Raw genomic sequence first — 12,850 nt, 5'->3', positions numbered from 1 at the left:
TGCCCTCGGTGTGGCTGGACCATTCCGGTGGCAGGGGTTGTGCGTTGAGCCACCGGTTACTACCTTCGGTCACATCGACGAACTCTGATCTAATACATCGAAGTTCCTCGATCTAGCATCTTCAGTGGGGAGCGGCTGTGGACGAGACCGTGGTGGTGCGCCCGTCGGCCGCCGAATGCGCGCCGGTCCCGCCGTCGGGGGTTCCGCTGTGCAGCGTGCCGCTGAGCACACCACGGCTGTCCTTCGACGAGGCGTCGCAGATCTCGGTGCTGTTCAAGGCACTCGGTCACGCGCACCGGGTGCAGCTGGTGAATCTCCTGGCCGGCAGCGGCGAACCGGTGTGCGTGTACGACATCACCGTGGCGATGGGCCTGGCCCAGTCGACGGTGAGCCATCACCTCAAACTGCTGGTGACCGCGGGACTGCTGCGGCGGGAGCAGCGAGGTATCTGGGCGTACTACTCGGTCGACCGGGACGCGATGCGGAACCTCGGTGTCGTGATCGATCTGGACGAGACGGCCCCGCCGCGCCGTGCGCCGGCCGACCCGCCCGGCGCCGCGGCCCACCGGGTCACCTCCGGCACGTGACGATCGAGGTATTCGACGTAGGCGGTCTTCGCGAGCGGAAGAGGGGGTGAAACCGTTGGCGCGGAAGAAGAAACGGATCCTGTTCGGCGACGAAAGCGGCCACTGGTCCACCGCCCGCGAACGCGACGTGTTCCCCGCGCCGGTCCGGCCCGTGGCGGTGCGGCTGCTGTGGCTGGGCCTGCTGCTCGTGCTCACCGGCCTGGCCGTGCTGCTGGTGCTGATGGGACGGACGCTGTGATGGCTACCCGCTTCGGGCCGGCCGCGGTGCTGGCACGCGTCCGGCGCCGGCGGAGCCGGGTTCCGTTGGTGCTGCAGTCAAGTAACGCCGAATGCGGGTTGGCGTGCCTGTCGATGATCCTGGCGTTCCACCGCAGCCCCACGCCGGTCCGTGAATTGCGTGAGGTGTGCGCGCCGGGACGCGACGGGGTCAGCGCGAGTGGCTTGCTGCGGGCCGGGCGGGCCAGCGGCCTGCGGATGGCCGGCTACGCCGCCACCGCGGAGTCGGTCGCGAAGCTCCCCCTGCCGTCGATCGCGCACTGGGAGGGCAACCATTACGTTGTCGTGGAACGGATCTCGCCGCGCCGGGTCGACATCGTCGATCCCCGCCGCGGCCGCCGGCGGCTCGCCCACGCCGAGTTCCGGGCGGGTCTGGGCAAGGCGGTGCTGACCGCGCGCCCCGGAGACGGGTTCGCGCCCCGGTCCGCCGCGGTCGAGCCGTTCTGGCGGTCCTACCTGCGGTCGCTGTGCCGGATCCCCGGCACCGTGCGGCTGCTGCTGCACGTGCTCGCGGTCAGCGTCATCGCGCAGGCGCTGGTGGTGGCGATGCCGCTGGCGACCCGGACCGTCGTCGACGACCTGCCCGCGCTGCGCGCGACGGCTTTGATGACACTGCTCGGCGTCGGGATCGCCGTGGTCACCGTGGCGCAGTTGCTCACGACGTTGGTGCGGTCGTCGCTGCTGGTGTACCTGCAAGGCCGCCTCGACACCGCCGCCCTGCTCGGGTTCAGCGCGCACCTGTTCCGGTTGCCGCTGCGCTTCTTCGAGCAGCGCAGCACCGGCGACATCGTCACCCGCTTCGGCAGCATCGCGATGCTGCGCGACCTGATGACCGGCCAGACGCTGGGGTCGCTGCTCGACGCGGTGCTGGTCCTGGCCTACCTCGCCGTGCTGGCCGCGCTCGACGTGCCGGTGGCGCTGGCGGTGCTCGGCGTCATCGTCGTCGTGGTGCTGCTGCTGATCGCCACGACCCGCTCGGTGCGCGAGCGCATGGCCGCCGACCTCGCCACCCAGGCCGAAACCCAGGGCTACCTCGTCGAGACCCTCGAAGGCATCGCCACCTACAAGGCGGCCGCCGCCGAAGACCGCGCCATGGGCCGTCTCGCGCAACTGCTCACCGGCTGGATGACCGCCACCCTGGGCCGTACCTACCTCGCCGCGGTCGTCGACGCGATCACGATGGCGCTGCGGGTGCTGACCCCGCTGCTGGTGCTGTGGCTGTGCGCGGTGCGGGTGCTGGCCGGGACCATGACGCCCGGCACCATGCTCGCGGTCACCTGGCTCGCCTCCGCCATCGTGGCCCCGCTGGCGACCGTGGTGGCCAACGGCCAGCGGCTGCAACTGGCCGGCGCTCAGCTGCAACGGCTCGCCGACGTCCTGGACACCCCGCCCGAACGCAGCCTCCCTGCCGCGACGGGGCATCAGCTGCACGGGCGGATCGACCTCGAGGACGTCGGGTTCCGCTACGACCCCTACAGCCCACCGGTCCTGCACGACATCTCCACCCGGATCCGCCCCGGTGAACGGATCGCCGTCGTCGGCTCGACCGGATCGGGCAAAACCACCCTCGGGATGGTGCTGCTCGGGCTCTACACCCCGACCGGCGGCCGGATCAGCTTCGACACCGTTCCCGCCGGCGACCTCGACCCCCGCGCGCTGCGTGGCCAGATCGGTGTCGTCCCGCAGGAACCGTTCATGTTCAGCGGCACCGTCGCGGACAACATCACCTTGCGCGACAGCACAATCCCCGCCGACGCGATCGAACGGGCCGCGCGGCTGGCGTGCCTGCACGACGAGATCGCCGCGATGGCCATGGGTTACCGCACCCAGCTCGCCCAGCGCGGAACCGGCCTGTCCGGCGGGCAGCGCCAGCGCCTCGCCCTCGCCCGCGCGCTCGTGCGCGATCCCCGGATCCTGCTGCTCGACGAGGCCACCAGTCACCTCGACGCCGCCACCGAAGCCCGCATCCACCACAACCTCGCCGGCCTGCGGTGCGTGCAGATCGTCATCGCCCACCGGCTCAGCACCGTGCGTGACGCCCACCAGATCCTGGTGCTGCACCAAGGCCGCATCGCCGAGCAAGGCACCCACAGCGAACTGCTCGGCCACGGCGGGCACTACGCGCGGCTCGTCGCCGCCCAGATCGACGAACCGGCCCACGCCCACGGCGACGCCGCCGGCGAGCAGCCCGACGCCGCGCGGCCCCCGATCCTCACCGCCATTCCGGGCGGGGAGAACCACACCCGGCCAGACACCGAGAGGAGGTGACCACCATGGAGAACGAAACCACCACCGTGCCCGAGCTCACCGAAGCCGAGCTCGACGAGGTGCAGGGCGGCCAGGGCACACAGGCCTGCGCGATGTCCCCGGACGGCGGCTGCGTCTGCTAGAAGACGACCGCCGCACGCGGCGGTTCGAAGAAACCGGGTGGTGAGCGGGCCAGTCTTACCCTGGCCCGCTCACCACCCGGCCATCGTGCGCCCGCCACCAAGGGGGCGCGCACCCATCCTGCCGTGAAACCCGCCGCACCTCCAACGCCGCACCACCGGACACCACGACGCCCCGCGCCCCGTGCATCCCGCGCACGAGGGAAGCGGGCGGACGCCGTCGCCGCGGGGAAGATCAGGAATTCAGCAACGGGCCGAAAATTTCGCGACCCAGCTCGTGGGCCTGATCCAGCTCGAGGACCGTGCCCGGCACATCCGGATGTGCCGCAGTCCACGTTCCCGCGGCTGACCGGCTGGCGAAGTTGAGATGCCCGCAGCAGACCGCCTCGGCCTGGGCACCACGCACGGTCACGACGATGCCATGTCCACCGAGACCGGCCGAGTCGATCCTGGCGTCCGTGCCGAGCATGGCGGGAATCCCGAGGGCATCGATCGCGCACATCGCGAACACGGTGCGACCGCCGGGCAACGTGACGCGATGGCGAGTGGGCTCGGGCGAGAACGGGCAGGCCGCGACGATCCGTCCAGCCGTGTCCAGGCGAGCGTAGTCGCCGCGGTGCAGCGCGGACAGCACTTCCGCGGCCGTCAACGATCCATCAGCCGCGACGCGGTCCAGTGTCTCCTTCGCCGGCGGACGTCCCGTTGCCGCGAACGAGCGCAGCACAGCCTGCTGCATCGCCCGCTGCCCGCCCTCCACCGGCGCCAGGCGACGCCGCGCTTGCCGGAGCGAGCGCGGCTGTCAAGGCCGCAAAAGATGGCGAGCGCCGCAGATGCCCACGGTCGTCGGGGAACAGGCGGCACGACACGCTTGGCGTTGCGTCCGGATCGGCGAACGGATCGGTCCCGTCCACGAGCATCGTCGGCGAACCGTGCATACCCTCACGGTTCGCCTGGTCCAGGTCCGTGATCTGCCGGTGCATCAGCTGGACGTCGTCGCGGCCGACCAGCAGCGTCGCCAGCTGCTCGTCGAGCAGCGCCACATTCGGGCAGTCGGGCACGGACAACACGACAAGCTCCATCGCACACCACTTCGCAGAACGCCGATCCCGATCTTGACCAGCACCGTAAACCTTCCATCCCAGTGGAAGGTCAAGGAGTAGAGTCCATCGTCATGCGCATCGGTGAGCTCGCGCGGACAGCGCAGGTCAACACCAAAACCATCCGCTTCTACGAACAGGCCGGCCTCCTGCCCGAACCCGCTCGGACCTCCAGCGGATATCGCGACTACACCTCAGACGCGGCTGGCCGGCTCGTCTTCATCCGCTCCGCCCAGGCCGCAGGCCTCACCCTCACCGAAATTCGCGACGTCCTCACCATCCGGGACAGCGGCCACCCGCCGTGCGGACACGTCGCCGAACTCATCGGCCAGCGGCTCAGCGAGGTGCGCCGGCGCATCGCCGACCTTCGCACTGCCGAAGCCGACCTCCGCGAGCTGAAAGCACGCGCCGCAAGCTTCCAGCCCACCACCTGCACCGGCGACGCCGTCTGCGGCATCCTCTCCAACTGACCTCACCGAACTTCGGATCTCTGCAGACGTCCCGGCTACCGCACCATCGGCATCCGCGAACGCATCGCCCAACGCGACGGTGGTCCGGCACGACACCGTCTTCCTCGAACGCCGCAGCCCCGTCCGCTGAACCGACCTCCACCGCACGACGCCGTCTCCGCGGTGCTGCCGATCACCACAGGTCCCGCGACCACTGGCTTGATACCGGACACGCAGGTCTGGTCAGTGCGTCGTGTGGCCCCGCCGTCGCCGAGCGTTACCGGCTGGCGGGGCGCCGACCTCGTTCGGTCTGACGCTGTGGTCGCCACGGCCCGGACTGGCGGCGAGTGGACGTCACCCCCGTCCGAGCTACCCGATGAAGGCGAACGTGCTTCGGAGGGGCACTTGCAGGAGGTGAAGCTCTTTGCGACTCTGATGGTGTGCCGGTCGCCTAGACGGGTCGCCGGCGATGGCGCCGGCCAGGAACAGCGGGGTGAACGCGAAGCCTTCCCCGACGTCCGGGCTCAGGGCGCCGGCCCGCACCAGGCCGAGGGAATGGTTGGCCGGGGCGATCGCGGCGACGCCGACCAGGCCGCTCTGGACGCGTTCCGGGGCGTGGTGGATCGGAACCTCGAAACTGCCCGAGCCTCTCCAGCGTCACTGCGTCTCGCTGGCTGCTTCGGGGAGCGCCGAACTCCTCGGACGACTACCTGAGCGCGGCGTCGTACTCTTTGGCCTGGTCGGGGGTCAGCAGCTTCGACACCCGTACCAGCACGGGCCCGTTGAGGTAGTCGTACTCCGTTGCGGCAGGGAGCTTCTTCACGATCTCCTGGATGTAGTTCATGCGAGTCTTCGCACCGGCTTCGTCGGCGAACACTTCGACGCTGCCGCCCCGCTCGACGACGTCCGGTTCGGCGAACTCAGCCTGGTCGGCTGGGACGCGGCTGTCGCTGAATGCCGTCTTCGAGGTGTAGCCGTTCGGCCGGCCGAGCTGGTGGTTCGGGTCGTCGGCCGCGGTGTAGCTTTTGAACAGCTTGGCGGAGGGGATCTTGGCGGTGATGTCGGCGGTCACCTGGTCCGCGGTCTTCGCCGTCGCGGCTGTGCCGCCGGTGGATCCGGACGTCGTCGAGCCGCCGCCGCACGCGGTGAGCGTGGCCAAGGTGTCCGGGCTACAGGGGGAAGCTCAGCCGCTACAGCGACCTCGAAACCCAGCGCACCGACCTGGCCGCGAAGTCGACCACTGTGAGTGAGGAGACCAGTGCGGAGCCTGCTCAGCCGAGTTCGGAGGACCTGTCGCTGCTGGACTCGCTCCCTTACCTCACCGTCAACCTGGCCAAGGCACCAGCCACCCTGCTTCGAACGCTGTTCGAAGTGGTCCAGCTCCATGTCCAGGTCCATGACCAGGGAGAACAGGTGCCCGAGATCACGGGCACCGCAGAAAGGATCAACGACCAGATGAACTCGCAAGAGAAGCCCGGCGCTGACGCCGGGGCGCTTGTGGGGTTCTGGAGTGTGCCCCCGGTGAGATTCGAACTCACACTGGACGGGTTTTGAATCCGTTGCCTCTGCCAGTTGGGCTACGGGGGCGTGACTCGTCGAAACTCTACGCGATCAGCCCGGCCACCGGAGCTCCGGGGTCGGGCTCCGCGGTCGGGCCGATGGGACGGACCGGATCCTCGGCGCCGGGGGCCGGTGAGCCCGCTTTTGGCGCGGAAAGCCTTTCCCGGGAACAACGTCGTGAGCTCACCGGGCTGGTCCGGTCACGCCTGGGGCAAGCGGGGCGCGGTCACGGCTCCGGGCTGAGCAGCAGGGTCGTGGCCGCGGCCTTGGCGGCCACCATCTGCGCGACCGTCGAGGTGCCGTAGCGGCCGTATTTGGCGCGATAGGCAGCGTCGATGTCCGCGCGCAGCTGATCCGGTCCGGCGGCGACGTCCTCGGCGGCGACGTCGGCTTGCAGGCCCGGAACGCGGATGCAGGCCCGGCGGGAGTCCAGCACGTGACCGAACCAACCGGTGTTCCGCCGGTACCAGGTTCGTACATAGACCTGCTCGCCGACGCACACGACCCAGATCGGCAACCAGCGACGCAGGGTTCCGTCGGCACGTCTGGCGGCGATCTGCAGTTCGTCGGCGGAACCTATTCGCCGTAGGTCGTCCGGAGTCCAGGTCGCAGTCATGACGCGAAGTTACCCTCACTCGGCCGCTGGTGGGGAAGAGAGAGTCTGCACGCAGCGGCAACGTTCGTGCACGTCGACGGCATCCGCGGCCGTTCGTCCGGGCGACAATGGCGGATGTGCTCAGATGGGTGGACCTGCGGTTCCGGAGACCGGGGTCCCGGCGAGTTTCGCGGGCCGGGCGGCTTCGGGCCGGAACCGCGTTCTTGCGCTGTTTCCGCCGCCGGGCCTGAGGAACGGAGTCTGCCGTGTGCTGGAGTGTGGTGGTGCCGGTTTTCCTCGCGGTGCTGGTGCTGTTCATCGTGATCAGGCTCAGGGCGGCCGACCGCAAGCTCGGCGAGCTGCTGGCCGAGATCGACCCGCCGACCCGGAAACCTCCGGCGGACGAGGACCGGTCACCGCAGCAGGAGCGCTGAGGGCCGTACGTCCGCTGGGGTCCGGGGGTTCACCCGTCTTGCGGCGGCTGCTCATCACGGCGGCGCCGCATTTCCGCTGCGGCGGCACGGAAATCACCCGGGCTCGCGCCGAATTCCTTGGTGAACGCCCGGGTGAAGTGGGACTGGTTCGTGAATCCGGCCTGACGGCTGATGCTCCCGATCGTTTCGTGTGCGCGCCGGGCGTCGAGCAGCATGGCCTTGGCCCGGTCGAGCCGGGCGCCGCGGAGGTAGCTCGCGATGCCGTCGCCGCCGAAGATCTCGTAGAGCTTGGTCCGGGAGATGTGGTGTGCTCCGGCGACCTCGTCCACGGTGAGCCCGGTGTCGGACAGGCGGTTGTCGAGGTATTCCATGATCTGCTCGCGCCGCGCGTCGCGGGTCAGGGCGTGGTCCGGGTCGCGGCCGAGCAGCGAACGCAGCACGAGGTCGGCCAGGCCGCTGAGGTAGTGCATGGCGCCCACCGCGTCCGACTCGCCGGACCTCGCGAGCTCCGTCGCCGATACCGAGAGCAGCCGGCGGAGTGAAGTGTCCAGCGGGACGGACTGCATCAGCATCGGCCTGAGTTCGCGGTAAGGAACGGTGAGCCGGTCCAGCGGCACCCAGAGCCCGGTCGTCCGGCCACGCTCGTGGCTGAGCGCCTCGTGCGTGCCGGCGCCGGCGACCACCAGTTCGCCGTGGTGGTGGGTGAAGTCCGTCCGTCCGTTCCGGACGGTCCATGGCGTGCCCTCGCGCAGGTACAGGGCCGCGGTCTCGCCCAGTTCCTCCTTCAGCACCCGGACCGAGGGCAGTTCGCCGTGCGCGATCGCGAACTCGTCGATCCGGACGACGCCCACGTCCGCGTGGTGGTCCGCCTGATGGGGACTGGCCAGCGACACCGACGTCGTGTCGATCTTGTCCAGCTCGTGCTGGAACTGCGTCCAGGCGCTGCCACCGGGGGTCCACCCGAGGGTGTGGCGCTGGACCAGGGGGCGCAGGGGGCCGTCCGGCTGGGACACACCATCACCTCCGCGGGCCGCCCTGGTGCTTTCCGGTGGGATGGGCGCGATTGATCGTGATTGTGGGACGCGCGGGTCCGGAAGTCAAATATGCGGCGGCCGTTCATCCCTCTCCCGGGTGACCGGAGAAGATGCACGAATCGGCAAGAAATCGGTACAGCTGACCCAGTGTGATCCTTCCACTTTGCCTTACAGTTGGCGGCCATCGCGCTGACCCGGAACCGTTTCTCGTTGCCGGTCCCCGTGTTCGGAGGAAGGACGAAAAAATGACACAGGTCGAAATCCGGGACGCCGCGGCGGTTTTCGCATTCCGGGCGAACGCCAGGACCGAGGGCGCCGGTCCCGGCCGGTTCCTGGTCGTCTGCCCGTCGCTGTTCGTCCGTGAGGGCATGGCCAGGCTGCTGGAGCAGTCCGGGGGGAATGTCGTCGTGCACGCGGCATCCACCATGGACGCCGGGCTCCAGCTCGATCGGATGCTCCGGCCCGCGTTCGTCTGGGTGCACGAGGAGGCTGACCCGCACTTCGGCTTCGTGCGGCTGTTCTCGGAAAGCCGCCAGGACAGCCGGGTTGCTGTCCTGCTGAAGCCGGGGGAGCGGGTCCGTGAGCGGGCCGCTCTCGCCTTCGAGACCGGGGCGTTCGCGGCGTTCGATGCCTCGTCCGCGGTCGAGCAGCTCCTGGACGGCCTGCGCCTGGCGGTGCGGGGCCGGCCCCAGCTCCCGTCTTCGCTGCGGCTGCCGGGTGGCCACAGTGGACCGGTCCGCCCGGCCGGCCGGCTGCTCACCGGCCGCGAGGTCCAGGTGCTGCACCTGATGGCGGAAGGACTGCAGAACCGGCAGATCGCGGACATCCTGTTCATCTCGGTGGAAACGGTGCGCACACACGCGAAGTCGACGATGCGCAAGCTCGGGGCGCAGAGCCGCGCCGACGCCGTTTCGCGCGGTTTCCGGTTGCGCATCCTCTCCCCGGAAAGCTTTCCGGTTCCGGTACTGTTTCCGCGTCCGGCGAGATCGGATTTTTCGCAACGCGGATAGCTCCGTCTTGCCTGTCCGTTCGCCCTTTTTGCCGATTCGTCCCGGCGGGTTCCCTCCCGTCGTTCGCTTCTCCGACACTGAGCGCAGGCGAGGCGAGGAGAAACCGGGATGGAAGTCTGCCAGGCGCTGCGGCGCCTCCTCGGCGACGTCGAGATCGAGCACGTTTTCCGCGACGCGCCGACCGCCGTGCACCTCGAGATCCGGGCCGGCGCCGACACGGCGGTCGGCGCCGGCGCGCACGACCTGCTCCGCGGTACCTGGCGGATCGGTGGGGACGGGGGCGGCAGGTCGCTGTTCCTGGCCGTGTTCGACCAGGCGCGGACCACCGTGCTCACCCAGGGACGCCGGGTCGACGTCCCGGCCGGCCACCTGTTCGCGGGCTCGTCGGAGGTGCCGTTCACGGTGATCCAGGAGGGTGCCTGCCGGTGGCACGTCATCCGGGTCGACTTGTCGGTGATCCAGCTGCCGCCGGCGACCGTGAACCGGGTCCTCTACCGGCCGTATGGGCTGAGCCGGGATCTGCGCCAGCTGATCGAGAACATCATGCCGATCACCGCCGCGCGAGGCGCGGACGGGCGGCCCGCGATCGACGTGGTCGGCCTCGACCACTATCTGACCGGGCTGGCCGAGCTGATCCTTCGCTCGATCCATGACACCGATCGCGACGTCAGCCCCGGAGCCGCGAAGCGGGAGCACATCGAGCGCTACATCCGGCGGAACCTCACCGACGCCCAGCTCTCCGTCAGCACGGTCGCCGCCGCGCACGCGGTCTCCCGGCGCAGGCTGTACCAGCTGTTCGACGGTGCCGGGGTCGCGAGCTTCATCCGCAGCGCGAGAATCGACAAAGCGAAAGCGCTGCTCGCCGATCCGACGTATCGGGACCACAGCATCAGGCAGATCGCCGAGGCGGTCGGTATCCACAGTGCACAGCATTTCTCCCATGTGTTCCGCGAGGTGACCGGCGAGTCGCCGCTGGTTTTCCGCCGGAGTGCCGCCCGGCCCGGATATTCGAGCCGATGACCCTTACGCTGAACCATTTCCTGCTGCGGTTCGCGATGGGTCCAGTTCAGACCGTAGCGGGACCCGGCTATCGGATCCGGCCCCCCGCCAGGTCCCGCTCGGCCGGCCGCATCGTCCGAAATGGAGATCGCGGCTCGAGGGGAGCCTACCCGGATTTCCGCGTCCGGCGGCCCGATCTCACCAGCGTGGGGGAGAGAAGAACTGATCGGCATTGATACGCGGCCGGCTCGCGTCGCCGGATATCACCCTTGGCGGGTACTTTCACAGTGAGGTGTGGTGTTCTTTCCGACGCTCCCGTAGGAATTGGGCAGCCCGTTCTGGGTGTTGTCGCAATTCTCAGAGAAGGAACACTTCATCATGGCGAACGATTCCGAGCACGTGACCGGGCCGAAGCACAGCCGTCGATTCAAGACCGTCATGGCGGGGATCGGGGTCGCCGTCGGGGCGATGGCCCTGACCGGCGGCGCCATCGCGGCGTTCTCCATCCAGGGCGGCGGCGACGCGTCCGGCCGGGCGCTCGGCGCGGGTGACCTGAAAGCCCTCGTGTTCACCCAGGTCGCCGACCCCCAGGGCGACCTGCTGCCCGGTGGGACCGGCGCGGCGTCCTTCACCGTGGCGAACGCGAACGGGTTCGCGGTCCAGGTGAACAAGATCAGCATCGGCGGGCTGACCGTGGAACCGGTCGCGGGGCAGACCTGCGGTCCGGAGAACTTCAGCGTGCCCACCGCGCCCATCACCATCACCCCGCCGCTCACCGTCCCGGCGAACGCGACGGCGGAGACGGGCTCCATCCCCGGCGCCATCCGCTTGTCGGCCGATGCGGGTAACGGCTGTCAGGGCGCGAAGGTGGTCGTGAAGGTCACGGCCATCGATGCCGTGACAGCAGCCGGATAGCGAGCCGACGGGGTGCGAGTGGGGATGAGACGACCACTGCTCTTGCTGAGCGCGGTACCCGCGGTCCTGATGGTGGGCGGTGTCGGTGCGGGCGGCACGGCGGCGGCCGCGGAGCCGCCGGAACCGGTCACGCTGAACGCGGTGGGCGAGCCGGTGGCCGACCTCCTGCCCGGGAGGACCGGCGCCGCGCAGTTCACCGTGACCAATCCCAACGGGTTCGGCGTGCGGCTGGTGTCGCTGTTCTTCGACCGGGTGAAGTCCTCCTCGAACCCGGTGGGCTGCCCGGTCGGCCTGCTCACGACCAACGACCGGCAACCGGCAGGCGGGCTCTTCGTGCCGGCGTCCGGCAAGGCTTCCTTTGTCGTGCCGGGGGCGCTGACCCTGTCCGCGGCGGCGACCGACGCGTGTCTCGGCGTGACGTTCATCGTCGAGACACGGGCCGTCGGCGTCGCGGATGACCGGGGTGCGAGCGTGGTCCCGCCGACGGGCACCGCCCCCGGTCCGCCGGGTTCCGGGCCCGAGGCCGGTGTGCCGGTGGGGACCGGCCACGAGGGCTCGGGGCCGGTCGGTGAGCAGGCGAGCAACAGCGGCTCGGGGCCGGGGAAACTCGCGTTCACCGGGGTCTCGGTCCTGGCGCTGACCGGGATCGCGCTCGCCCTGCTGCTCGCCGGGATCGCGTTGCGGTTGCTCGGTGCCCGGCGTCGTCGCGCGCAGGGGGCGCGGCGATGAACAGGTGCCGGAACGTCCGGGTGAAGGGTGCTGGCCTGCGGGTCTCGGCCCGACGGAAAGCGTTGCTGTCCATGGTATTCACGGCCGTGTCCGTGCTGGCTTCGGGTCTGGTCCTGTCGTCGACGGCCGCGGCTGCCTACGGGCTGACCGGGGCCGGTGCCGCGAGCGGCCGGGCCGGCGCGCTGATCCGGCCGGACGGTCTCATCTGGACCGACGCCGGCGGGAGCTGTGCCGGAACCGATGCGCGAATCACCTTCACCCCACCGCAGCCGGGCGTGACCTACCAGATCCGGATGGTCGCCAAAGGGAATCACCCGGACGGGAACTACCATCCGATCGCCAGCCTGGTCACCTTGACCAGTCCGGTGGTGAACCGGCCGTTGGCCCGGGGCGGCGCCGATCCGAAGCTGCACTATCTGTTCGTGCACGCCACGCTGGGCAACTGGGTCAGCAATTCCCACGTCGTGGGCTGTACTCCCACGAGGCCGGGCGTCGTCAAGGAAGAACCGCCCGCGGTCATCCCGATCTGGGGTCTCCCCGACTATGACGGGGCGGATACACCGAACAATCCGAACACGACGCCGCCGCCTCCGAGCCCGGGTCCGCGATCAGGCGCCGTTGACGCCCCCGCGAGGACCACCGCCACCTCCCCACCGGCATCGAAGGGCGCCGCTCCGCCAGGGGCCGTCGAGACCACCGTCCCACCGGTCTCGACTGAGGCGTCGTCCGGCGCACCACCGTCTCCGACCACCGGACCCAGCTCATGAGCACGCCGGCA

15 protein-coding genes and 1 tRNA gene are annotated in these 12,850 nt (G+C 69.8%); 10 read left to right on the top strand and 6 right to left on the bottom strand.

Features of this window, described 5'->3' with window-relative positions; translation table 11 throughout:
- The first annotated feature begins 137 nt into the window (after positions 1-137).
- The 3 genes from OG943_RS19710 to OG943_RS19700 are packed head-to-tail and all read left to right on the top strand — an operon-like array spanning position 138 to position 3,131.
- On the top strand, positions 138-587 hold the full coding sequence (locus OG943_RS19710; RefSeq protein WP_328611255.1) for an ArsR/SmtB family transcription factor: 450 nt from the start codon (positions 138-140) through the stop codon (positions 585-587).
- 55 nt (positions 588-642) lie between these two features.
- Positions 643-825, top strand: coding sequence for a hypothetical protein (locus OG943_RS19705; RefSeq protein WP_328611254.1), 183 nt, complete (start codon positions 643-645; stop codon positions 823-825).
- Positions 825-3,131 (top strand): peptidase domain-containing ABC transporter, encoded by a 2,307-nt coding sequence (locus OG943_RS19700; protein ID WP_328611253.1) that lies wholly within the window; start codon positions 825-827, stop codon positions 3,129-3,131. Before OG943_RS19705 ends, OG943_RS19700 begins: the two co-directional genes overlap by 1 nt.
- 354 nt (positions 3,132-3,485) lie before the next feature.
- Here the strand turns inward: OG943_RS19700 and OG943_RS19695 are convergent, their stop codons facing one another.
- Positions 3,486-3,986 carry an alkylmercury lyase family protein gene (locus OG943_RS19695; protein ID WP_328611252.1) on the bottom strand — a complete coding sequence of 167 codons (501 nt, stop codon included), beginning with the start codon at positions 3,984-3,986 and terminating at the stop codon, positions 3,486-3,488.
- Complete coding sequence (locus OG943_RS19690; protein WP_328611251.1) at positions 3,907-4,329, bottom strand: hypothetical protein; 423 nt, start codon at positions 4,327-4,329, stop codon at positions 3,907-3,909. The genes OG943_RS19695 and OG943_RS19690 overlap by 80 nt, the downstream gene beginning before the upstream one ends.
- Positions 4,330-4,421: 92 nt before the next feature.
- Between OG943_RS19690 and OG943_RS19685 the strand changes: the two genes are divergently transcribed.
- A complete protein-coding gene (locus OG943_RS19685) occupies positions 4,422-4,817 on the top strand; it encodes a heavy metal-responsive transcriptional regulator (protein ID WP_328611250.1) in 396 nt (131 codons plus the stop codon).
- A 685-nt stretch (positions 4,818-5,502) separates the two neighbouring features.
- Here the strand turns inward: OG943_RS19685 and OG943_RS19680 are convergent.
- The 3 genes from OG943_RS19680 to OG943_RS19670 all read right to left on the bottom strand — a co-directional run bounded on the left by OG943_RS19680 (position 5,503) and on the right by OG943_RS19670 (position 6,972).
- Entirely contained in the window at positions 5,503-5,955 is a 453-nt protein-coding gene (locus OG943_RS19680; protein ID WP_328611249.1) for a hypothetical protein, read from the bottom strand.
- 354 nt (positions 5,956-6,309) lie between these two features.
- Positions 6,310-6,383: transfer RNA gene (locus OG943_RS19675), tRNA-Leu, on the bottom strand.
- A gap of 199 nt (positions 6,384-6,582) precedes the next feature.
- Positions 6,583-6,972, bottom strand: coding sequence for a DUF2255 family protein (locus OG943_RS19670; RefSeq protein WP_328611248.1), 390 nt, complete (start codon positions 6,970-6,972; stop codon positions 6,583-6,585).
- Positions 6,973-7,217: 245 nt separating this feature from the next.
- On the opposite strand from OG943_RS19670, the gene OG943_RS19665 reads away from it, so the two are divergent.
- A complete protein-coding gene (locus OG943_RS19665) occupies positions 7,218-7,385 on the top strand; it encodes a hypothetical protein (protein WP_328611247.1) in 168 nt (55 codons plus the stop codon).
- Between the two features lie 29 nt (positions 7,386-7,414).
- Here the strand turns inward: OG943_RS19665 and OG943_RS19660 are convergent, their stop codons facing one another.
- Positions 7,415-8,398 (bottom strand): helix-turn-helix transcriptional regulator, encoded by a 984-nt coding sequence (locus tag OG943_RS19660; protein ID WP_328611246.1) that lies wholly within the window; start codon positions 8,396-8,398, stop codon positions 7,415-7,417.
- Positions 8,399-8,664: 266 nt separating this feature from the next.
- Here OG943_RS19660 and OG943_RS19655 point away from each other — a divergent pair, with 266 nt between their 5' ends.
- From OG943_RS19655 to OG943_RS19635, 5 genes are all read left to right on the top strand, one after another.
- A complete protein-coding gene (locus tag OG943_RS19655) occupies positions 8,665-9,429 on the top strand; it encodes a response regulator transcription factor (RefSeq protein WP_328611245.1) in 765 nt (254 codons plus the stop codon).
- Positions 9,430-9,537: 108 nt separating this feature from the next.
- Positions 9,538-10,449 carry a helix-turn-helix transcriptional regulator gene (locus OG943_RS19650; RefSeq protein WP_328611244.1) on the top strand — a complete coding sequence of 304 codons (912 nt, stop codon included), beginning with the start codon at positions 9,538-9,540 and terminating at the stop codon, positions 10,447-10,449.
- 357 nt (positions 10,450-10,806) lie between these two features.
- Positions 10,807-11,343, top strand: coding sequence for a hypothetical protein (locus tag OG943_RS19645; protein WP_328611243.1), 537 nt, complete (start codon positions 10,807-10,809; stop codon positions 11,341-11,343).
- Positions 11,344-11,367: 24 nt separating this feature from the next.
- Positions 11,368-12,072 (top strand): hypothetical protein, encoded by a 705-nt coding sequence (locus OG943_RS19640; RefSeq protein WP_328611242.1) that lies wholly within the window; start codon positions 11,368-11,370, stop codon positions 12,070-12,072.
- Positions 12,073-12,143: 71 nt separating this feature from the next.
- Complete coding sequence (locus OG943_RS19635) at positions 12,144-12,839, top strand: hypothetical protein (RefSeq protein ID WP_328611241.1); 696 nt, start codon at positions 12,144-12,146, stop codon at positions 12,837-12,839.
- Positions 12,840-12,850: the final 11 nt, after the last annotated feature.

Origin of the sequence: Amycolatopsis sp. NBC_00345 (assembly GCF_036116635.1) — a bacterium.
In the GTDB taxonomy this organism is placed as follows: Bacteria; Actinomycetota; Actinomycetes; order Mycobacteriales; family Pseudonocardiaceae; genus Amycolatopsis.
This window is presented reverse-complemented; position numbering and strand designations above follow the sequence as displayed.